The organism is Glycomyces sp. NPDC046736 (assembly GCF_040645615.1).
GTDB lineage: Bacteria > Actinomycetota > Actinomycetes > Mycobacteriales > Micromonosporaceae > Glycomyces.
In genome coordinates this window covers 34,622-55,407 of sequence record NZ_JBEYYO010000014.1, presented here as the reverse complement: position 1 = coordinate 55,407, position 20,786 = coordinate 34,622, and the positions used below count along the sequence as shown (strand labels likewise).

Sequence of the window (20,786 nt, the reverse complement as noted above, 5' to 3'; positions counted from 1 at the left end):
GCTCAGATCCGCACCACGAGCTTCCCGGTGGTGTGCCGATAAGCGAAGTCCGTGACTGCCTGCGGGCCTTGGTCAAGCGTGTAGCGTCGTCCGATGTGGGCTTTGAGGTCGCCGTGGACCGCATCCTCGGCGACCTCTGCCATCCCGCCGAAACGGCCCTCCATGTCGAGCACGAAGCACAGCTCGACGTCCTCGCGGCCGAGCCATTCGGGTTGCGTCACCGGGTAGGTGATGGTCACCAGTCGCCCGCCGGGCCGGATCGCGGCGGCCACCTCGGTGAGGCGGTCCCCGGGCAGCACGAAGTTGTACGCCGCGTCCACTCCAGACGGATACTCGGCCGCGTCGTATCCGATGACCTCGGCCGCGCCGAGCCCGCGGATGGTCTCGGCGTCTTCGCTTGTGGCCGTGGCGATCACCTTCGTCTTCGCGGCCAACAGCGGGATCATCACGGTGCCCACGCCGCCGGTTGCGCCCACGACGAGCACGGTCGCGCCCGGTTCCAGTTCAGCTGAGGCCATGATCGCCCGCGCGGTGAAGCCCACTGTGGGCAGTGCGGCCGCGTCCTCGACATCGAGTGTCTCCGGCCGGTGCGCGAGGAACGGCGTGTCGGCCTCGAAGACCGCGTACTCGGCGAGCGCGCCGGTCCCGAGGGACGGCCGCGCCGCGGCGGCCAGGCCCCGCAGCGCGCGCGGCAGCGCCTGGCCGAAGACCTCGTCACCCACGCGGTACCCGTCCACGCCCGGACCGACCTCGCTCACGGTCCCGGCGAAGTCGTTGCCGGGGACGTGCGGGAACTCCAGCGGGAACGCCTCACGGAACTCGCCGCTGGGGACCTTGACGTCGGCGGGGTTGATCGAGGCAGCGCGGATCCGCACTTGAATCTGGCCTGGTCCCGCTGTGGGAGTGGGAATCTCGGCCACGGTGTAGGACTCGGGCGGGCCGTAGTCGCCTGCGACGACTGCCTTCATGGGCTTCCTCCTGTAAGCGGACCATGCGGTCATGTTTTAGGTGAACGCTAGCACTAAGCGGACCGCGCGGTCAACTTGGTAGGCTGGGCGCATGACCGCCCGTCCTCAACGTGCCGACGCCGCCCGCAACCGGCGCCTCCTCTTGGCCGCGGCCGCCGACGAGTTCGCCGAGCACGGCCTGGACGCCTCGGTGGCCGACATCGCCACGCGCGCGGGCGTCGGCAAAGGCACGGTCTTCCGGCATTTCGCGACCAAGGACGACCTGATCGCGGCGATCCTCATCGACCGCATGGCCGAGCTGAGCGCTCTGGGCGAACGCCTCCTGGCCGCCGCCGACGCAGAGGCCGCCCTGCGCGAATTCCTCACGGCCGCGGCCCGGCAGCGCCAGGAACGCGACCTCTCGTTCCTCGCCGCCGCAAGCGAATCGATCCCCGAGGTCACCGCCGCGCGCCAGCGCATGCTCGACGCGGTCGACGCCCTCGTGGGTCGCGCCCGCGACCTGGGCGTCCTGCGGCCCGACGTCACCGGCGCCGACGTGTTCCTGCTGATGTGCGCCCCGAACTACATCGCCGGCTACGTCCCCGACGCCTCCCCCGACCTCTGGCGCCGCTACCTCGCCCTCATCCTCGACGGCCTACGCCCCGAAGCAGCCCGCCCCCTCCCAGCCGAGGCCCCGTACCTCTCCTGAAGGCCCACAACAGACTCTGTTGGGCTCGAATGCGTTTCGTAGTCGACTCGTAGCGATCTCGTAGCGGTGCACGACATGCTCGGTGCACCGACTACGAAAGGACCAGGGCATGCGACGAAACGTCAACGCTCTCTTGGGAGCGGCGGGAATGGCGGTGCTGATCCTCATAGGATCGCCCGCGACCGCAGCCGAGAACGAGATCCCAGCGCCGGTGATCGGGGCCCCCACCGGGCTCGAAGGCCTCCAGATCGACTTCGGCAGCGCCGTCGCGGCGCCTTTGAGCGCCACGACCACGACCGCCTCCGGAGAGATCGTCGTCCAGGACATCGACCTCCCGCTCGGCTACTGCGGCGGCGATTGGAGCTGGGACTACGCCGACAAGGGCGCCTACCAGCTCGACTTGACCTTCGGGTTCAGCGCCGACTGCAACTTCCCGCCCACCGGTTACCCCGAGACCGACATCGGCACCGAGGCCGCGCTGCTCTCGCACGACGGCAAGCCCCTCCGTCGCGCGCCCTCGGGCCACGGGAACTTCGGCTTCCCGGCCGAGAGCATCGCCACCGTCGACGCCACCTGGCCCTCTTCGTGGCACATGACCGCCGAGATGAGCATCCTCCTGGTCCAGATCGACCCCAAGGAGCCGTGGGTCTGGGTCGAAGTGCCGCCCGAGTGCCAGGGAGCGGGGACCTTCATCGTGTACTGCCAGTACGAGACCGAGACGCTATACATCGGCAACACCCCGTGCGGCACGGGCGACTCCTACAGTGAGCCCGGCGGCGAGATGACCGCTCGCCTGACCTGCTCCGGTGATCTGGTGTCGGTGACGGGCACCGTGACCGACACGCTCGCCGACGGCAAGTGCACCTACGCGATGGTCACGCTCCGGTCCGGCGAGGAGCTGTGGGAGGGCGTCTGCGACGGGGGCGGCACGAAATCCTTCAGCTGGCCCGCCGCAGGCGAAGTCGTGCACGCCTGGCTGCTCATTCAGTAGCGGTTTCCTGCGGCTTCGGGCGCTCGCGCCCGAAGCCGCGTCGGGCTTCGAGGTATCGGCTGAGTGTTGCGGCAGCTTCGAGCGCGTCCAGGCCTTGGCGAGTCAAGCGCTGCCGCCAGGTTTCGAGGGCTTCGGTGAGCGGTTCGATGCCGCTCGCGTCGCGGACCCGGTGTACCACGGTCGCGATGTGCTCCAAGGGATATCCGCCGCGGCGCAGGAGCCGGGCGAGGTCGGCGTCGCGGATGTCGGCGGCGTCGTATCGCCGGTATCCGGCCGCGTCCCGTTCGGGGGAGAGGATGTCCGCCTCTTCCCAGTTGCGAATGGTCGCCGGAGTGACGCCGAGGCGGTGTGCGAGTTCGCCGATGGAGAACGGTGCGTGGTCCACTTCGGACTCGTTGTCGAACTCCAGGTTCCCGATGGCCGCCCGTACCGATTCGAGTGTGCTCTGATCCCGAAGCCGCTGTTGGTGCCCGCGGTCGATGATCATCAGCATGCCGTCGTCGTCTCCACGATGGACGGCGTGCATGATCTCGACCCCGGTCGCGTGCCCGTAGGCCCGGGTGAGCGCGAGGAACGCCCGCAGCGCCGCCGCGTGGACCTCGGTGTAGACGCGGTGCCCGCCGGGCGTGCGCGCGGCGGGCGGCAGGCACCCGTCCCTTTCGTAATTGCGTACCGCCTGGGTCGAGAGGCCGTGCTCGCGCGCGAGGTCGGAAGGACGCAGGTTCACCATCGTTTGCGACTCTAGCGCGCCCTCTCCAGGCAGGACCCGGTGCAAACCTCAACCGTTCTTTCAACGATACGTTTGAGGCCATGATCCAGCACCTGCACGGTCACCTCAAGCATGGTTATGACGTCGTCGGCCTCGGCGAGCCCGACCATCGCGAACCGGCCTTCGGCCTCGCCCGCAACGACCTCTTCGCACTCCTGGCCACGAGCGGGTTCCGTTCGATCGCGCTCGAAACCGACCGCGTCGCCGCGTTCGCCGTGGACGACTACGTGCGCAACGGGACCGGCAGCCTCGACGAGGCCATGACCGGCTTCACGCACGGGTTCGGCGAGTTTGACGCCAATCGCAGGCTCGTGGCCTGGATGCGCGAGTACAACGAGCGGTGCGAGCCCTCAGGCCGGCTCTCCTTCCACGGCATCGACGCGCCGCTGGAGTTCACCGCGGCCAGTCCGCGCCGCTACCTCGAACACGCCCGCGACTACCTGGGGCTCGACCTCGACCTGGACCCGTTGCTCGGCGAGGACGAGGACTGGAGCCGCACCGAAGCGGTCACCGACCCGTCCCGCTCCCTGGGCGACACCCCTGAGGCCAGGGCACTGCGGGCGACCGCCGACGATCTCCTCCACCGGCTCTACGCCGAAGCGCCGCAACTCATCCGATCCACTTCGCGCGCCGCCTGGCACCGCGCCAAAGCCCACCTCGACGCCGCGCTCCACCTCCTGCGCTACCACCGGCAGGCCGCGATCCCCGGCGAGGAGGGCGACCGATGGTCCCGGCTCTCGGCCGTTCGCGACGCGGCGATGGCCCGGAACCTCCTCGACATCCGCGACCTGGAAGCGCGACGCGGGCCGACGCTCGTCCACGGCCACAACGTCCACCTGCAACTCGAAGAGAGCCGAATGAGCATGGCGGGCATGGCACTCGCGTGGCACTGCACCGGCGCGATCGTCGCGTCGCTCCTGGGGGACCGGTACCGATTCGTCGAGGGCGTCCTCGGGGAGGGCGGGGTCGCTGAGTTCAAGCTCTGACCGGCCGAATCCTCTTCGCGAAAGCGCTTGCGCGGTGTCGTGAGACTGGCCGGGACTGGATACGATCGGCAGGTCCGCCACCGTGCCCGCGCTCGCCACCAGCCGCTCGGGCCCGGTTTCGCATCCTTCGAAGGGAACGGCGTGGGAGAGACGGGTCGATCGACACCGAAGAGCAAGGGCCCGGCCACGATTTACGACGTCGCCAGGGTCAGCGGCGTGAGCCCCTCGACGGTCTCCCGCGCGCTCAACAAGCCCGGGCGCCTCAGCGCCGACACTGAGCGGCGCATCCGCGAGACCGCCGCTGAGCTGGGCTATCGCATCAACCCGATGGCCCGCGCGCTGCCGACCGGGAAGACCGGCACGCTCGCGCTGCTGGTCTCCGACCTCACCAACCCCGTGTACTTCGACCTGCTGCGCGGGGCCGAGCGCGTTGCCCGCGAGCACGGCTCGACCCTCATCTTCGCCGACTCGCAGGAGTCGCCCGAGCTCGAACGCGCCACCGCCGAGCGCCTCCAGATCGCCGTCGACGGGCTGCTGCTCGTGGCCTCGCGCCTCGACGACGCGCAGATCCAGGAACTGGCCTCGGTCAAGCCGCTGGTGGCCGTCAACCGCTTCGTCTCCGGGGTGTCCGGAGTCGTGCCCGACGTGCGCCCGGGGATCACCGAGGCCTTCGAGCAGCTTCACCGTCGCGGGCACCGGCGCATCGCCTACCTCGCGGGCCCGGAGGCCTCCTGGCTCAACGGGATGCGCTGGCTCGCGGTGTTCGACCTCGCCGCCGACATGGACATGGAGGTGGTCGAGATCCAGACCTCCGCGCCCACCCGCGACGGCGGCGTCGAGGCCTTCGCCGAGGTCAAGGCCGCGGGCGTCACCGCGGTCCTCGCCTACAACGACCTGGTCGCCCTCGGCCTCCTGCGCGCCTGCCGCGACCACCGCGTCGACGTCCCCGGCGACCTCAGCATCGTCGGCTTCGACGACATCTTCGGCGCCGACCTCTCCGCCCCCGCCCTCACCACCATCCGAAGCCCCATGTCCGACATGGGAAAACGCGCCGCCCAAATGCTCCACGCCGAAATCGAGGGCAACCCCGGAGGCACCGAACTCCTCCTCCCCACAAAATTCGTAACCCGAGAATCAGTCGCCGACCCCCGCAAGTGAACTCCAATGGGGACCCACGTGATCGTCGCGCGTGGGTAAAATACCTGCGCCGGCCCCTTCCCGGCCCACCCCGAAAGAGGCCGCATGCGCGACGAACACCCCGACCCCGCAGAGCAGTCCGAGGAGATTCACCCGCGCGTCCGCGCCATCGCGCGCTCGACGCTGGCACTCGGCCTCGTCGCCGCAGTGGCGGTCGCATTCCTCTGGTTCAATCGCTCCGACGACGATCTCGCCGTCGAACAGCCCGAAGAAGCCCCCACCACCGAGCGTGCGGCCGACGTGGAGACGACTCCGCCCCTGGGCAACAGCGCCGTTCCATATGAAGGCGAGCCGCTGTGGACCGTCACGCCACAAGGGACGATCGAAGCCGTCGCCGCCGTCGGCGCGGGATTCCTCATGCGGTCAGCGGATGAGGTGTACTTCGAGGCCGATGGGGAGGCGGTGTGGTCGCAGGCCATCAATGAACCAAGCTCCTCCGGGGCGAAAGGCGTCGTTCATCTGAGCGGTGACGTAGTGCTGGTCGAATCGAGCGTCACCGAATCGGTCGGATTCGAGCGTGTCCTGACTGCCCGGGACGCGGCCACCGGCGAGACGCTCTGGCAGACCGAGGACCTCCTTGAGGTGGCCGTGTTCGAGGAGGTCGTACTGCTCGTCGTCGACGACCAGGACGATCCCTTCGACGAGTTCCCCACCGCCGTCGTCGCCAGAGACGTGAACGACGGTTCGGTCCTCTGGCAGACCGACACGGACTACAGCTTGGGAGGAATCACTGCCGTGACCGACGATTCCGATCCCGTCGGATTCGCCGGCGGCGGCCCGCTCCCGGAGCATTTCGTGGTCGCGTTGTCGATGTCGGAGCGCAACCACAACACCTTCTCGGTGTTCGACACCGCTACAGGCGAGCTCGTCGCCGACCCCAGTGACTCGAACTGGCGCAACCCGATGAACGCCCGCGTCAACGAGGACCTGATCATCCTCCAATGGGACAAGCGCGAGAATCCGACGTCGGGTTGCACCGCGCACATCGCCGCGTACCGACTCGGCGAAGTGCGGCCGGCCTCGTTCTCTCCGGTGTGGGAGCAGTGGGTCGACGCCCCTCAGGAAGGCGAGGTCTGCCTGCCGCTGCCGCCCCTCGACGCCTCTGAGGGGCTGCTGCCGGTGAGTATCAGCGGTCGGCCGGTCCTCCTCGACGTGGCGACCGGTGAGAAGGCGTGGTCGGACGACGACGTCAGCGCACACGCGATCGCCGCGAGCGGGAACGTGCTACTGGCCCTCGACTGGGACTCGACGGAGAGCCGGACGGCCGTGTGGAACCTCGAGACCGGCGCGATGCGATGGGAGGGCTATCGCCTCGGCACCGACACGTGGCTTGCCGGCGACCGGATCTGGGCCTCGTTCGGCGGGGTCATCGGATACGACACCGCGACCGCTGAAGCGATCTCCTTGCCTGGACAGTTCGCCCACACGCTCCCCGGCGTCATCGTCACCCGCGTCGGCAACGAATGGCACGCATGGCCGGACGACATTTGACGCGGGACCGAGGATTCAGCGGCGGGGGGTTCGGGGGAGGGGGAGTACTAGGGGGGTTCCCGCTACCGGGTCGGGGACCACTTTGCAGGGGAGGTTGAAGACGTGTTCGACCGTTTCGGGGGTGATGACCTCGTCGGGGGTGCCTTCGGCGTGGATCGTGCCGTCGCGCATGGCGACGATGTGGGTGGCGTAGCGGGCGGCTTGGTTGAGGTCGTGGAGGACCGCGACGATGGTGCGGCCTTCGTCGTTGAGGCCCGCGAAGATGTCGAGGAGCTCGATCTGGTGGGCGATGTCGAGGAACGTGGTGGGCTCGTCCAGCAGGAGCAGCTCGGTCTCCTGCGCCAGGACCATCGCGACCCACACCCGTTGGCGCTGGCCGCCTGAGAGTTCGTCCACCAAGCGGTCGGCCAGGTCGGTGGTGCCGGTGGCCGCCATCGCGCCGCGCACCGCGGCCTCGTCGGCGCGGCTCCACTGCCGCAGCGCCGACTGGTGCGGGAAGCGGCCGCGGGCGACCAGGTCTTGGGCCGTGATGCCGTCCGGCGCGGTCGAGGACTGCGGCAGGAGACCTAGGCGCTTGGCGACCTGTTTGGACGGCATCGAAGCGATCGCCTTGCCGTCCAACAGCACCACGCCCTCGGTGGGCTTGAGCAGCCGGGACAGCACCCGCAGCAGCGTCGACTTGCCGCACGCGTTGGGCCCTACGATCGCGGTGAACGAACCGGGCGCGATCGTCAGGTCGAGGTCGGAGCCGACCGGCCGGTCGCGGTAGCCGAAGGTCACGCCTGAGGCTTCGAGGGTCATCGCATTTCCTTCCGAGACTGCGCCACGAGCAGCCAGACGAGGTAGGCGCCGCCGAGGATGATCGTCACCAGCCCCACCGGGAGCGCCTGCGGGGGCACGTTGAGCGCGAACGCGTCGCAGGTGACGAGCAGGAACGCGCCCATCGCCGCCGAAGGCAGCAACTGGACGCCCGGCGCCCGGGTGATCCGCCGCGCCAACTGCGGCGCGACCAGGGCCACGAACGTGATCGGCCCGGCCAGCGCGGTGACCACCGCGCTCAGCGCCACCCCGACCACCACCAGCGCGAGCCGCACCGGTTCGACCCTGACGCCGAGCGCCGCGGCCGCGTCGTCGCCCAGCTCGAGCATCCGCAGCCGCCGCCCGAGCCACAAGAGCGGTACGAGCAGCACGCCGATGACGGCCAGGCCGTTGCGCGCGTCGCCCCAGTCGAGTCCGTTGAGGCTGCCCGCGCCCCAGATCGCGGCCATCTGCGCGGTCCACAGCTCGGCCTTGAGCAGCAGGTACGTGTTCACCGAGCCGAGCAGCGCGGTGACGGCGATGCCCACCACGATGAGCCGGAACCCGTGCACGCCACGGCGATACGCGAGCAGGTACACCGCGAGCGCGGTCGCGATCCCGCCGCCGAGCGCCGAGGGGATCACCAGCGCCGTGCCGCCGACCGCGATGATCGACATGACCGCGCCGGTGTAGGCCCCGGTGTCGAACCCGATCACGTCGGGGCTGCCGAGCGGGTTCCTGGTGAGCGACTGGAAGATCGCGCCGGACAGGCCCAGCGCCAGACCGAAGACCAGGCCGAGCAGGACCCGGGGGAGCCGCCATTGGACGACCACCGTCTCGATCGCGTTGCCCGCGTCCGAGACGAGCGCCCGGACGACGTCCACAGCGGACACCTGCATCGAGCCGAGGCCGAGCGCGATCACCGCCGCCGCCATCGCCGCGAGCGCGACCGCGATGGTGGCCAGAGCGACTCGCAGCAGCGAGCGCGTCGAGGCCGCCTCGCCCGCGCGGAGCACGATATAGCGCCTCACAGGCCGCTCGCCTTCCTGCGTCGCACCATCGCGATGAGTACGGGCGCGCCGATGACGGCGGTGACCACGCCCGCCGGGATCTCGTCGGGGATCACCACCACGCGGCCCACCACGTCGGCCGCGACCAGCAGCGACGGGCCCAGGAGACAGCTGTAGGCGAGGATCCACCGCTGGTCGGGCCCGGTGATCCACCGGGCCACGTGCGGCACCATCATCCCGAGGAACCACACCACACCGATTGCGGCCGTAGCCGAACCGCACAAGAGCGTGACGGCCCCGATGACCGCGACCCGGGTCAGCGCCCGGCTCCCGCCGAGCGCGGTGGCCAGGTCCTCGCCGAGCGCCACGGCGTTGAGCCCGCGCGCCGCGTAAGCGGCCAAGACCAGGCCCGCCCCCACGAACGGCGCGATCGTAGCCACAGTGGACCATCCGAGGCCTTCGACCGAACCGGCCTGCCAACTGCGCATCGTCAAGAAGACACCCGCGTTCAAGATCACCACTGTGGACGCGATGCCCTGGAGCACCGCGCCGAGCGCGACACCCGCGAGCACCAGCGTCACCGGCGACCGGCCCCTTCCGCCCATGCTGCCGATGAGGAACACCGCGCACGCGGTCAGGACCGCGCCGCCGAACGCGGCCCACACCTGCGCCAGATCGCTTGCGGCGGGCGCGAACCGCACCACCGTCACCATCCCGAGCGCCGCGCCCGCCGAGACCCCGAGCAGGCCCGGGTCGGCGAGCGGGTTGCGCGTCAACCCCTGCATGAGCGCCCCGGCCACCGCCAAGGCGATCCCGACCACGACCGCGAGCACCGTGCGCGGGATGCGCTGGTCCACCACGATCGTGTGCGCCTCGCCGTTGTCGCGCACCAGCGCGGTCACCACTTCACCGAGCGGCAGCGGCTTCGAGCCGAGCGCGAGACTGAGCAGCACCAGGACCACGAGCGCCGCAGCGGCCGCGGCGAGACCGAGCAGCCGCCTGCGCCGTCGATCGGGCACGCCCGCCTCGACTGCGGCCCTTGCTGTCTCAGTCGTCATAGCCCCAGCGAGTCGAGCCGGTCCTCGTACTCGTCCGCGATCTCCTCGGGGTCCCTTTCGGAGTCCCACATCGCCGCGAGCTCGTCGCGCACCGCCTCGTCCAAGGCCGCGTAGCGCTCGCGCCACCGCTCGGCGTCGGCGGTCCAGTAGCCGAGCGCCTTGTACGCGCTGGCCGGGAGCCCGAGCTCGCGCCGCAGGTGCTTGCGGGCCCCGCGCAGGGTCTTGGTCTCCCCGGCGACCCACACGTACCCGGTCCCCTCGGGCCGGGGCAGGCCTCGCACGGCCTCGTCGAGGCAGCTCGGGCCGTGCCCGTTGCCGCCGATGACCCACGTGGTCTCTACCAGCGGGTGCGCGGGGACGTCGAGCTTGTGCGACTCCTCGGCGACTTCGAGCACGAGCCGGGTCCGCACGTGCTCGGGCGTGAGCTCCAGGATGCGGAACGCCGCCGGGAGTCCCGCGTTGTCGGCCGCGAGGACCTGCCACTGGAGGCCCTCGGGCGGGTCGTAGAGGGGCTTGGGGGTGTTGATGCCGACCACGTCGCCGATCGCCGCATCCCTCGCCCACGAGGCGGCCAGGCCGCCGTCGTGCACCACGAAGTCCACAGTGACCAGTCCGCGTTCGGCGTCGACGTCGCGGATCGTGTAGGTGCGCATGCGGTCGCCGACCACGGTGCTGTAGTCGAGGTCGTCCCCGGCCACCTCCGGCAGCGGCGGGCGGTCCTCGCCCGGCAGCGGGAACAGGACCCGCACGTACTCGTCGCCGACCCCGCTGGTCGGGTAGCCCACCAGGTTCGGGCCGCCGAACACGATGCGCCGCAACGCCGGAGTGAGGTCCACGACCTGCGCGACCTTGGCGTGCATGACTCGCATGGGCCGGCTCATCCGACCAGCGCCGCTTCGACCACGTCGAGGAACGCGAGCTGCCCGCTGGGCGAGCCGAACGTCATCTCCATCTCGTAGCCCACGATGCCGTCCTGCTCCACGAAGTCCAGGCCCGACCACAGTGGATTCTCGGCGGCTTCTTCGAGGAGCCGCTGGAACTGGGCCTCCTCGTCGCCGCCGAGACCGCGGATCATGAACGCGTAGTCGATCCCGTCCATGCGGCCGAGCTGCTCCCCGCTGAGGGCCTCGCCCTCGCGGTCGTTCTCCAGCGAGGTGGGGGCCACGGTGAGCCCGAGGTCCTCGAAGACCTGGCACTCGACGCCGGAGTAGCAGCCGGTCTGGAACTGGTCGTCCCAGTAGCCGACCGGGGCCACGGTGATCGCGGCCGGGTCGGTGAGCTGCGCGCGCACCTCGGCGACCCGCGCGTCGTAGATCGCCTTCCACTCCTGGAAGTACTGGCCGCGCCCGAGCGCTTCGGCGGTCTGCTCGAAGTGGCTCATCCACGACTGGCCGTCGAACGCGTTCACGCTGTAGGTCGGCGCGATCTGGGGCAGGCGCTCGACCACGTCGGGGTCGTAGCCGAGCCCGTTGAGGATGAAGTCCGGCTCGGCCACCAGCACCGACTCGTAGTCGTACTCGGGGTAGTTCGCGAAGGTCGACACCTCGGTGAGCTCGTCCTGCGGGAAGAAGCACGGGAACGTGGTGTACCCGCCGTCGCCGCGGATCGGCTGGGTGCTCGCGAGCGGATACCGCAGCCAGATGAGGATGTCCACGTCGGTGGTGTACATCCCGAGCGCCGCCTGCGGGGCCACGGGCAGCTCGACCTCCCCGAACTGCGACGCGACGGTCTGCGTGCCCTCGCCCCCGGGGAGCGGTTCGAGCTCGGGCAGCTCGGGGATCACCGCGTCGGCGCACTGCGCGTCGAGGGCCGCCTCGCGCTCCTCGGGCTCGGCCCGCGGGGTCACGTCGGTGGTGCACGACGCGGCGAGCGCCAGCCCGGTCAGGCCCGCCAGGGCCGCGGACGCCGTGCGGCGCACGAAGGTTCGGGGGATCACCGATCTGCCTCCTCATTTAGGTAAGCCTTACCTTAGAGGATGGTGATCTTCATTCGCGAACGCGGCCCTGCTCGCGGTCCATCAGGCAGGACGCTCGCGGGCCGCGGTTGCCGGGGGCTCAGGCGTCGATGTGCTGCCTCAGGTGGGTGAGGTGGCGGCTGATCTCGGCGATCATGTGGGCGTGCTCGTTCGGGTCGAGGCGCTCGGTGACCCGCAGCGCCAGCGCCTCGGCCGCGTCGAGATCCCCGTTGTCGCCGTGGAGGTTCAGCGCCCGGTGCGCGGCCTGGACCGCGAACTCGGCCAGGTGCTCGCCCTCCTCGGACACCGTGAGGGCGTCGAGGGCGATCGCGAGCGCTTCGGCGGTGCGTTGGCGGATCAGGTGGGCGTGCTGGGTCAGGGTCTTGATCAGTTCGATCCGGCACGCGTGCCTGTAGCCCTCGTACTCCGACTCCGCCCGCCATTCGGCGCGCAGCTCCTCGGCGAGCGCGCTCATCGCGGCCGACGCGGCGTCGAGGTCGGGTTCGGCGGTCTCGACCCCGGCCCACACGGCGGCCCGGATCGAGTTGGCGGCCTGGGGAAGTCCGCCGAGCTCGCGCCAGTCGGCCTCGGCCCGGCGGAAGGCCGCGACGGCCGCGGCGGGGTCGTCGGTCCCCATGTGCAGTTCCCCGGCCAGGTGCGAGGCGCGCGCGTGGATCGCGCGGTCGGGGTGCGCCTGCCCTTCGTCCAAGAGCCGCAAGGCCTCCAGGACGTGGCCGAGCGCCGCGGCGTTGTCGCGGCAGCGCTCGCCGGCCTCGGCGAGCAGGACCCGCGCGTCCACGAGCCGCCAGGACTCCTCGGGGATCGCGGGCAGATCCTCAAGGGCCGCTTCGAGGATCACGATCGCCTCGTCGAAACGCTCCTGTATGGACAAGGTCTTGCCGAGCAGGTGCCGGGCCACGCCCGCGCAGCCCTGCTCGCCGGCGCGGTCGTAGAAGTCCGCGGCCCACAGCGCGTGCTGCTCCGCGGTTCCCGGCTCGCCGAGGTGCAGTGCGCATTCGGCGGCGGTCAGGTGCAGCGCCGCGACCGGGAACGGCGGGCAGTCGGGCCACCGCGCGGCCAGTCCCGCTCCGGCGACCTCCAGTCCTTCGGCGTGGCGCCCGGCCCAGCTGAGCAGGGACGACAGCACGCCCGCGGTGGTGAACACCTCGACATCGAGACCCGAGGCCACGGCGAAGTCGTAGCTCTCCTGGAACGCGGCGATGCGCGTGTCGAGCTCGGTGACGGTGTTGGCCAGGATCGACAGGATCTGCGCGCGGTTCATCAGTGCCCGGCGGTCCTCGCTCTGGGCCAACGCCGCCGCCGACTCCCGCAGGGACTCGACCAGTGTGGAGTCGGGCACCCGGTCCTGGGCGATCTCGCTGTGCGCCAGTCCGATGCGAAGCGAGGCCAACGAGAGTGCGCCCGCTTCGGCGTCCTCGGCCGCGAGGGCCTCGGCGGCTTCGAGCAGCGGCGCGGCCGCCGCCGCGTACGCGCCCGGGTCGGTCTCGATGAGCCACGCCGCGTACCAGGCCCGTACCTGGAGCGCCCGCCCGGGCTTCCCGGCCTCGGTGAACAGTGCCACCGCCCGGTCCACGGACGCCTGCGCCGCTTCACGACCGGCACTCGGGTCGATGCCGAAGTAGACGACCTCGGCGGCGTCCTCGGCGTCGAGGTCGGCGCCCAGCGCCGCCGCCAGCCGCCCGACCTCGCGCCACCGCGCGTCCCGGTCGTCTTTGAGTTCGCGGGAGGATTCCCGGGCCGCCACGAGAGCGGCGTCCAGCGACTCGGTCCCTTCGGCGGGCTCGGATTCGGCCGCGACGATCCTCTCCGGCTCGGGCAGGCGCCTGAGTCCCAGCGGCACATGCGGATACGTGCGCGTCGGCACCGCCCGCTCCTGCGACTGTCGTGATTGGACTTCGTTGCCGTTGCGTTGGTCGTACGCCTCGGCGAGTGCGCACCGCTCGGCGTCCGCCCAGTCGTGCAGTTTCTCGGCGGTCCACTCGCGACGCTCCGGCCCGGGGACCGCGGTCGCGCCGAGCCCACGCGAAAGCAAAGCCGCACAAAGGATCTGAAGCGTCTCCAGCACCTTCAACCGGTTCCGCGGCGCGATCCCGGGCGCGAACAGGCCCGGCTCGGCGGCCAGGATCTCCAGCGCCCGCGCCTCGTTCCCGGTGAGCGCGCAGAACCGCACGTGGAGGGCGAGGATCGACGCCATGTCGTCCTTGCCGCGGCTGATGCGGTACCCGTACAGGTGATTGGTCCGGGCCTGGTCGAGCTCGCCGAGCGCCGCGAGCGCCAGGAGCGACCCGCTCAGCGCCCCGTGCGGCTGGCTCTGGCAGCGCAGCCCTCCATTGAGGATCGGCTCCCAGATCGCCAGCGCGCCCGCGTCGTCGCCGTCGTCCAAAGCGATCCAGCCGAGCTTGGAGCACCGGCAGGCCTCGCAGTTGCTCATGTCGTCCGGTTCGGTCGAGCGCATCGCCTCGGCGGCCTCGGCCGCGCGCGCGTCGTCGCCGATGTGCTCGGCCAGCGAGTGCTCGGCCTCGTGGACGGGGTGCAGCGAGTACCCGGCCTCGGCGTACCGCGCGTGCAGCCGCTCGACCCACTCCTCGATCGTCGCCAGCGGCACGTCCGGGTGGTCGATCATCTGACCGATGACCCACTTGCTGATCCAGTACAGACGGCGGACCAGGACCTCGTCGAAATGCTCCGGCGCGGTGTCGTACTCGTGCGAGAGCCTCGCGAACGGGACCAGCAGCCGCGTCGAGTCCTGGGAGGTCTCGTAGGACTTCACGAGCTCGACCAGCGTCTCGTTGACCAGCGGTCGGTCGCCGTGCGCGTCGACGGCTTCGAGATGCGCCTCCAGGGCCGCGAGCCGGGGCTCGCCGCGAAGCTGCGCGTGGATGTCGTGGAGTCGCCGACGGAGGGTCTCGGTATCAGTCATGCGTCATCCAAATGTGCGAGAGCGGGCTGCCAGCAGTGTGCCATGTGTACGAAATCCGTCGGACACGACCCGAGCCCGATCCGAGGCGAACTCGCGATTCGTATTGCGCCGCCACGCTCCGTGCGCCAAGCTGTTGCGATGGACGCACCGCTGACCGACGGCACGGTCACCCTCGCTCCACTCGGCACCGCCGATTTCGAGGCCCACTACGCGGGCGAGGACGCCGACATGGTCCGCTGGCTCAGCGGCCGCCCCTCCACCCCCGCGGCGCTGCGCGCCTACCTCGAACTGTGCGAACGCCAATGGACCGAGGCCGGGCCCCTGCGCAACTTCGGCATCCGCGTCCCCGACCTCGCCGGCACCATGGACGTCCAAGTCGCCCAGCCCTACCTCGCCCCCGGCCAGGCCAACCTCGCCTACGGCCTCTACCCCCGCTGGCGCGGCCGGGGCCTGGCCACCCGCGCCGTCCGCCTCGCCTGCGCCTATGCCGCCTCCCTGGGCTGCACCGAAGCCGTCATCCGCTGCGAAAGGCCCAACACCGCCTCCGCCGCCGTCGCCCTCCGCGCCGGTTTCACCTTTCGCCAACAGCGCAGCGAACCCGACGGCACCCTCCTCGACTGGTACACCCGCCCCCTGCGCCCCTGACTCCCGCACCCGTGCCGACTTTTCGGGGATCTTGGGCGTGGTGGGTGGCGGTTGCGTAGTTTCGGGTTCTCAGGGGTGGAATGGAGGACGTATGGACATCGCGCTGCTCGGGGTGGGGAGCCTCGGGGAGGCCGTGCTCGCCGGGCTCTTGGAGTCGGGGATGCCGCCTTCGCAGATCTGGGCCACCACACTGCCCGCCGAGCGGGCGGGGCTGCTCGCGGACCGGTACCGCGTCGAGGTCGGGACCGACAACACGAGCGCGGTCAACGAGGCGGACCTCGTGATCGTCACCGTGGGGACCGACGCGGTGGTGCCGCTGCTGACCGAGATCGCGCCCGACCTCGAAGAGGACGCCATCGTGGTCTCACTCGTCTCGGGCGTGCCGCTCGCGGTGCTGTCCTCGCTGCTGCCCGAGAGCGCGGTCGTGGTCCGGGGGATGACCAGCATCGCCGCGCGGGCCCGGCAGGCCGCCACGGCGCTGGCCGCGCCTGAGGGGACCGATCTGACCGAGGTCGAGGACCTGTTCGACCGCCTCGGGGTCACCGTGACCGTGGACGAATCCCTCATGGACCTGGTCACGGCCGTGGCCGGGGCCGGGCACGCGTCCTTGCTGCAACTGGCCGACGCGCTGACCGGGGCCGCGGTGGACGGCGGGATGGAGGCCGAGGCCGCTCGGGTCCTGGTCGATCAGGTGCTGCTCGGGGCGTGCCTGAACCTCCAGGTCGCCCACGAGCCGCCCGCCGCGCTCCTCGAACGCGTCGCGACCGCGGGCGGGCCGACGCACGTCGCGCTGGAGACCCTTCGGATCGGGCGCGTCAGCGAGACGATCGCCGCCGCCGTGGAGGCCGCGGCCGAACGCGGCCACGAGCTCGCCGAGGGCTGACCGGCCGGTGCCGCGCACCGCGCCGCGACACCCCTGCTGACGGTGGATCGACAGGCGTCGTTCCCTCGCGCTGACACCGCTTCGCATGGCAGATCGGCCGGTGCCGCGGCGCTTCTGTAGATCTACCGAGGTCGTTCACACCGCTTCGCGCGGCGCTTCTGCTTCGCGGGGCCTTCGCATGAACAGCATGAGCACCGCCACGACGGCCAAGACCGCGGCCACGGCGAGCATCACCAGGTACGTGCCGCGCAGGTCGTTCGTGAACGCGTCGTACGTCAACGGAGCGAACGCGGCGTCCTCGGCGCGGCTGACGAACAGCGTGCGGCCCTCGGACAGGCCCCAGATCGCCCCGGCGGCCAGCACCGCGCCGAGCGCGCCGACCACGAGCGCCGCGACCCAGCGGCGCGGCGCGAGCACGAACGCGATGATCAACAGCCCCAACGCGATCCAAGGGAGCCAGTCGGCCGCCCACTCCAGCCGCTCGGTGTCGCGCTGCAACTGCGGGACCTGCTCGGACTCCAGGAGCACGTAGTCGGCCTCGACCGCCGGGATGTCCTCGGCGAACGCGAAGTCCGCCTCGATCATGCGCTGCTTGACCACCTCGACGACCCGGCCGAGGTCCAGCGTGAGCGTGTCCCCTTCGGCCGAGAGCGACCCGGCGTTCTCGCCGCGCAGCGCCGACACCAGCGAGGAGTGCGCCTCGGTGACCGCCGCGTTCCACACGTCCAGGAACGCCGGGCTGGCCACGAAGTCGGCGACCTCGCTCTGGATGTAGCCGCGGACGCTTTCGGCGGCCGAGGCGACCAGGTCCTTCACCGCCTCGGGCGGGTCCTCGGCCCCGAGCCACGCGCCCGCCTCGGCGGCGACCGCGTCGACGTCGATGGCCGCCTCGATCCGGGCCGCGATGAGATCGGAGATGTCGGACCTGACCTGCTCGTCCTCGGCGATGAGCTCGGTGCGCTCGGCGAACTGCGGCGTGGTCAGCAGCTCCATCCGCGCGTAATAGGCGGCCACCGCGCCGGTGACGGCGACGACGGCCAGCACGCACGCGAGCATCGCCACGACCCACCGCACGATCCGGCCGATGCCGTGCCGTTTCTCGGACTCGGCGGGTGCGTCGGTCACTGTCTCACTCACGGATGCCTCCCGAGTCGATGCCTCGAATCACCCTAACCATCACGAAGCGGCGGGGCGGGCGGTCGAGGAATCGGGTCAGGGAAGGTACTGCGCGATGCGCGGGTAGACCAGGTCCATCCGCACCCCGCTGTTCGGGCAGCCGCCGAGGTGGTGCAGGCCCACGACCTTGCCGGTCTTGCGGCTGATCACCGGCGAACCCGACGAGCCGCCTTCGGTGTCGCACAGGTAGGACACGTCGGTGGCCCGGCCGCGTCCGTTGAAGGCCGGGTCGTGGACCTGGCACTGCCCGGCCGTGGCCGCGGGCTCGGAGCTGCTGGCCGCCGCGATGCGCAGTGGCCGCCCGCCGGGGTGCCCGGCGATGAACAGCTTGTCGCCGCGCGAGGCCTGCGAGGTGTCGATCTGCAAGTGCGGCAAGTGGTCCACGCGGTCGTAGTCGGCCACGGTGAACAGCGTGAAGTCGTAGGTGTAGTCGGTGGCCAGCACCCGGTCGCCGCTGACCTTGACGGGCCTGCGGGTCTCGGTGCCGTTGCACTCGCGGCACTCGTACCGGAACTGGACCTCGGTGACCTTGGCCTCCGCGCCGGTCGAGAAGCAGTGGTTGTTGGTCAGGAGCCGGTTCCCGCCTTGGACGAGCCAGGCCGTGCAGTAGTACTCGCCGTTGATGATCAGGCGCGCGACCGACTTGCTCGCGTCGTAGGCCTGCGGGTCGATCTCCTTGTAGCAGATCGCGTTCTGCGAATCGTCCCTGCCGCAGAGGCTCTCGGTCGCCGGTTCGGGCTGCGCGTCCATTTCGGATGCGTTGAGACCCCTTGAGTAGTCGGCGATCCGCGCCGCCGCCTCGGTGCCGTCGGCCGCGTCGCGCAGGACCACTTCGGCGGCCTCGCCCTCGATCGACAGCGCCCACAGCTCGCCGCTCGCGACATCGTCTGCGCCGTACCGGTGGACCTCGCGGCGGTCGGGGCTGGCGACGACCAGTTCGTCGTCGGGGCCGAGGACCACGCCGTCGAAGTGGACCTTCACGAACGCCGCGTCGGCGTGCCGCACGACCTCGGTGCGGCCGGTCTCCAGTTCCAGGTCGAAGGTCTCGCGCTGCGCGATCCGGCCCGCGGCGGGCGCGTCCTCGGCCTGCGCGGTCTGCGGAGACCAGACGACCGCGGTGGTGGCGGCGAAGATGCCCGCGGCGGCGCACGCGAACAGACGATTGAAGCCTTTGTGGATGGTCTCTTGTGAACTCACGAGCAGAAGGGTAGGGGAATCCGCAGCGGCGGGCGGGGGATCGGGGCAATCGGCCGGGCCGCCGCGAGGCGGCGGCCCGCTCCGTCTAGTTGTTGTTCCATTCGTCGCGCCACTGGTCCCAGTTCGCGAACCCGCCCCAGATCGCCGCGATCACCAGGAGGATGAATCCGATCAGCGAGATCCAGCCCAGGACGATCCCGGCGGTCGCGAGCCCGCCCCCGGCGTTGTCCCGCGCCCGGATCTGGCTCTTCGCCATGTACCCGAAGATCAGCCCCAGCAGCCCCAGCGGCGTGCACAACCCCACCAGCGAGACCACGAAGGACGCGATCGCGAGGCCGTTCATCTCCCTCGGCGCGCGCACCTGCGCCCCGGGCTGTCCGTAGTCCTGCGTCATATCGCCCTCCATTAGAGACGGAAATGCCCGCAGTGTACGAACCCTGACGCCTCCGGCGTGCGGTTTCGCGGAAATCCCGGCTCGGTGCCGACCCGGCTCGGCCCCGCCGGTCAGGAGGGACGGTGTTCGAGCGTGGCTTCGATTCGCTCAAGGAAGGCGTCGACCTGGTCGATGTCGTACCCTTCGCGCAGTCGGGTGACGGTGAACTGGACATCGCGTACATCGGCGGGCTTCAGCGGCTGCGAGCCTGGTAGGGCGATCAGCGTCGCGACCGCTTCGTCGAGGAAGGCGTCGACCTCTTCCTCGTCGTATCCCTCCGCGAGGCGGACGGTCTTGAAGCGCACCCGGTTGATCTCCTCGGGCGTGACCAGCGGTGGCCGTTGCTCTTCGTGTGGAGGCGGGGTGATCGACGGGTCCGCGAGCGAGGGCACGAGCCGACTTCGATTGCGCAGCAGGGAAAGCTGCTCCGCGGTCCTGGTGACGCACCGCTGCGGCTCGGGGAGTCCCTGCTCGCGGGTGACGTTGAGCAGTTCGCGGTAGAGGTCGTCCAGGGTCAGGAACTCGTCGGCGCTCTCGCTGCCCTTTGCGAACACTTCCAGGAGCGCCCCGGTGAACGCCGTGTGCGCACTCCCTCGGGGTGCGTAGGAAGGCGAGTTCGCGGGGGAGGACGCGAGGGTGAACGTGCCGCCGACCCTGATCTGCCCCATGAGGGTCCCGGTCTCGTCGCCGAGCACGTCGGTCGCGATCCCCGAGAAGCAGCAGTCGAGGATGAGCACCTTCGTCTGCGCCGGCGCGTATCGGAGTTCATTGTGGAGCGTCTCGAACGGGATGCCGCTCCACGCGGCGTGCGACTGCGAGGTCTGCGGCAACGCCAAGTGCAGCTTGCCGTACGAGTCGACCAGGCCGTGCCCGCTGTAGTAGACCAGCAGCAGCTCCTCGGCCTCGGCGGTGGCCGACGTGACCGCCGCGCCGACCTCGGTCAGGTCGCGCGGGTCGAGCAGCCTGGTGCACCGCTCGCGCGGCAGTCCGGTGTGGACCATGAGCGCGTCCTGAAGCGCGCGAAGGTTGTTGCCGCTCTGCGGCACGTCGTCCAGATGCTCGTAGAACGCGGTGCCCATGAGCAGCGCCCGGGACTTCGACCCGTCGGGGAGCCGCACTAGGGGTCGAGTCTCTTGGCGATCGTGTTCGCCACCGCCCCTTTGGCATTGACTTGGAGGCTCGTCCCGTCGGGGGCGGTCACCGTGACCTCCAGCTCCGACCTGCGGGTCTTGATCCATACCGCGATCGTGCGCCCCAGCGCGTCGAGCCCGCCCGCCGCGATCGCCGCGAGCAGCAGCTCCTGCATCGCGCCCAGCTCGCCCTCACCGGGCTCGGCGGGCGCGAACGCCACCCGTCCCCGCAGCTCGGGCTCGCGGCTGAGCCACTGGAGCAGCGAACCGAGTTCGCCCCTCGGATCGGACGCCCCGGTCACGGCGAGTTCCACGTTCATCGCGCACCTCCACCCCGATTCTCCCAAACCTCCGCCACCGGGCCCACCCCCGACTTCTGCCAGGATCGCGGCGCGTCCGGCCGATGAGCGGAGGTGGCTCTGAGAAAAACTTCCGGCGGTGCGATGAATCGGCGAGGCGGGGCGCGTCTAT

The 20,786-nt window shown here is 70.6% G+C and carries 20 protein-coding genes; 7 read left to right on the top strand and 13 right to left on the bottom strand.

Annotated elements, in window-relative coordinates:
* Positions 1-2 precede the first annotated feature (2 nt).
* The gene (locus tag AB0B28_RS14995) at positions 3-968 is read right to left on the bottom strand and encodes an NADP-dependent oxidoreductase (protein ID WP_360121067.1); all 966 of its coding nucleotides are present in this window, start codon (positions 966-968) and stop codon (positions 3-5) included.
* 91 nt (positions 969-1,059) lie between these two features.
* Between AB0B28_RS14995 and AB0B28_RS14990 the strand changes: the two genes are divergently transcribed.
* Both AB0B28_RS14990 and AB0B28_RS14985 read left to right on the top strand, forming a co-directional pair.
* Positions 1,060-1,656 (top strand): helix-turn-helix domain-containing protein, encoded by a 597-nt coding sequence (locus AB0B28_RS14990; RefSeq protein WP_360121065.1) that lies wholly within the window; start codon positions 1,060-1,062, stop codon positions 1,654-1,656.
* A 109-nt stretch (positions 1,657-1,765) separates the two neighbouring features.
* On the top strand, positions 1,766-2,647 hold the full coding sequence (locus tag AB0B28_RS14985) for a hypothetical protein (RefSeq protein WP_360121063.1): 882 nt from the start codon (positions 1,766-1,768) through the stop codon (positions 2,645-2,647).
* On the opposite strand, the gene AB0B28_RS14980 is transcribed toward AB0B28_RS14985, so the two are convergent.
* Positions 2,637-3,377 (bottom strand): TioE family transcriptional regulator, encoded by a 741-nt coding sequence (locus AB0B28_RS14980; protein ID WP_360121061.1) that lies wholly within the window; start codon positions 3,375-3,377, stop codon positions 2,637-2,639. The genes AB0B28_RS14985 and AB0B28_RS14980 overlap by 11 nt on opposite strands.
* Positions 3,378-3,457: 80 nt before the next feature.
* Between AB0B28_RS14980 and AB0B28_RS14975 the strand changes: the two genes are divergently transcribed.
* The 3 genes from AB0B28_RS14975 to AB0B28_RS14965 all read left to right on the top strand — a co-directional run bounded on the left by AB0B28_RS14975 (position 3,458) and on the right by AB0B28_RS14965 (position 7,090).
* Positions 3,458-4,402 (top strand): erythromycin esterase family protein, encoded by a 945-nt coding sequence (locus AB0B28_RS14975; RefSeq protein ID WP_360121059.1) that lies wholly within the window; start codon positions 3,458-3,460, stop codon positions 4,400-4,402.
* A gap of 39 nt (positions 4,403-4,441) precedes the next feature.
* Positions 4,442-5,560, top strand: a complete 1,119-nt coding sequence (locus AB0B28_RS14970) for a LacI family DNA-binding transcriptional regulator (protein WP_360121057.1) — start codon at positions 4,442-4,444, stop codon at positions 5,558-5,560.
* A gap of 84 nt (positions 5,561-5,644) precedes the next feature.
* Complete coding sequence (locus tag AB0B28_RS14965; RefSeq protein WP_360121056.1) at positions 5,645-7,090, top strand: PQQ-binding-like beta-propeller repeat protein; 1,446 nt, start codon at positions 5,645-5,647, stop codon at positions 7,088-7,090.
* Between the two features lie 15 nt (positions 7,091-7,105).
* Here AB0B28_RS14965 and AB0B28_RS14960 read toward each other — a convergent pair whose 3' ends face one another.
* The 6 genes from AB0B28_RS14960 to AB0B28_RS14935 all read right to left on the bottom strand — a co-directional run bounded on the left by AB0B28_RS14960 (position 7,106) and on the right by AB0B28_RS14935 (position 14,851).
* Positions 7,106-7,891 carry an ABC transporter ATP-binding protein gene (locus AB0B28_RS14960; protein WP_360121054.1) on the bottom strand — a complete coding sequence of 262 codons (786 nt, stop codon included), beginning with the start codon at positions 7,889-7,891 and terminating at the stop codon, positions 7,106-7,108.
* Positions 7,888-8,919: an iron chelate uptake ABC transporter family permease subunit gene (locus AB0B28_RS14955; protein ID WP_360121052.1), complete on the bottom strand. Its 1,032-nt coding sequence runs from the start codon at positions 8,917-8,919 to the stop codon at positions 7,888-7,890. The genes AB0B28_RS14960 and AB0B28_RS14955 overlap by 4 nt, the downstream gene beginning before the upstream one ends.
* A complete protein-coding gene (locus AB0B28_RS14950) occupies positions 8,916-9,956 on the bottom strand; it encodes an iron chelate uptake ABC transporter family permease subunit (protein WP_360121051.1) in 1,041 nt (346 codons plus the stop codon). Before AB0B28_RS14950 ends, AB0B28_RS14955 begins: the two co-directional genes overlap by 4 nt.
* Positions 9,953-10,825 (bottom strand): siderophore-interacting protein, encoded by an 873-nt coding sequence (locus tag AB0B28_RS14945; protein ID WP_360121049.1) that lies wholly within the window; start codon positions 10,823-10,825, stop codon positions 9,953-9,955. The genes AB0B28_RS14950 and AB0B28_RS14945 overlap by 4 nt, the downstream gene beginning before the upstream one ends.
* An 8-nt stretch (positions 10,826-10,833) precedes the next feature.
* The gene (locus AB0B28_RS14940; protein ID WP_360121047.1) at positions 10,834-11,892 is read right to left on the bottom strand and encodes an ABC transporter substrate-binding protein; all 1,059 of its coding nucleotides are present in this window, start codon (positions 11,890-11,892) and stop codon (positions 10,834-10,836) included.
* 118 nt (positions 11,893-12,010) lie between these two features.
* Positions 12,011-14,851, bottom strand: a complete 2,841-nt coding sequence (locus AB0B28_RS14935) for a hypothetical protein (protein WP_360121045.1) — start codon at positions 14,849-14,851, stop codon at positions 12,011-12,013.
* Positions 14,852-14,989: 138 nt separating this feature from the next.
* Here AB0B28_RS14935 and AB0B28_RS14930 point away from each other — a divergent pair, with 138 nt between their 5' ends.
* Both AB0B28_RS14930 and AB0B28_RS14925 read left to right on the top strand, forming a co-directional pair.
* Positions 14,990-15,496: a GNAT family N-acetyltransferase gene (locus AB0B28_RS14930; protein ID WP_360121043.1), complete on the top strand. Its 507-nt coding sequence runs from the start codon at positions 14,990-14,992 to the stop codon at positions 15,494-15,496.
* A gap of 91 nt (positions 15,497-15,587) precedes the next feature.
* Positions 15,588-16,379 carry a pyrroline-5-carboxylate reductase dimerization domain-containing protein gene (locus AB0B28_RS14925; protein ID WP_360121041.1) on the top strand — a complete coding sequence of 264 codons (792 nt, stop codon included), beginning with the start codon at positions 15,588-15,590 and terminating at the stop codon, positions 16,377-16,379.
* A gap of 135 nt (positions 16,380-16,514) precedes the next feature.
* Here AB0B28_RS14925 and AB0B28_RS14920 read toward each other — a convergent pair whose 3' ends face one another.
* The 5 genes from AB0B28_RS14920 to AB0B28_RS14900 form a co-directional block, all read right to left on the bottom strand.
* Positions 16,515-17,516 (bottom strand): hypothetical protein, encoded by a 1,002-nt coding sequence (locus AB0B28_RS14920; protein ID WP_360121039.1) that lies wholly within the window; start codon positions 17,514-17,516, stop codon positions 16,515-16,517.
* A 75-nt stretch (positions 17,517-17,591) separates the two neighbouring features.
* On the bottom strand, positions 17,592-18,752 hold the full coding sequence (locus tag AB0B28_RS14915) for a serine protease (RefSeq protein WP_360121037.1): 1,161 nt from the start codon (positions 18,750-18,752) through the stop codon (positions 17,592-17,594).
* Between the two features lie 85 nt (positions 18,753-18,837).
* Entirely contained in the window at positions 18,838-19,146 is a 309-nt protein-coding gene (locus tag AB0B28_RS14910; protein ID WP_360121035.1) for a DUF4190 domain-containing protein, read from the bottom strand.
* Between the two features lie 110 nt (positions 19,147-19,256).
* Positions 19,257-20,303 carry a DivIVA domain-containing protein gene (locus tag AB0B28_RS14905; RefSeq protein WP_360121033.1) on the bottom strand — a complete coding sequence of 349 codons (1,047 nt, stop codon included), beginning with the start codon at positions 20,301-20,303 and terminating at the stop codon, positions 19,257-19,259.
* On the bottom strand, positions 20,303-20,635 hold the full coding sequence (locus tag AB0B28_RS14900) for a hypothetical protein (RefSeq protein WP_360121031.1): 333 nt from the start codon (positions 20,633-20,635) through the stop codon (positions 20,303-20,305). The genes AB0B28_RS14905 and AB0B28_RS14900 overlap by 1 nt, the downstream gene beginning before the upstream one ends.
* Between the last annotated feature and the right edge of the window lie 151 nt (positions 20,636-20,786).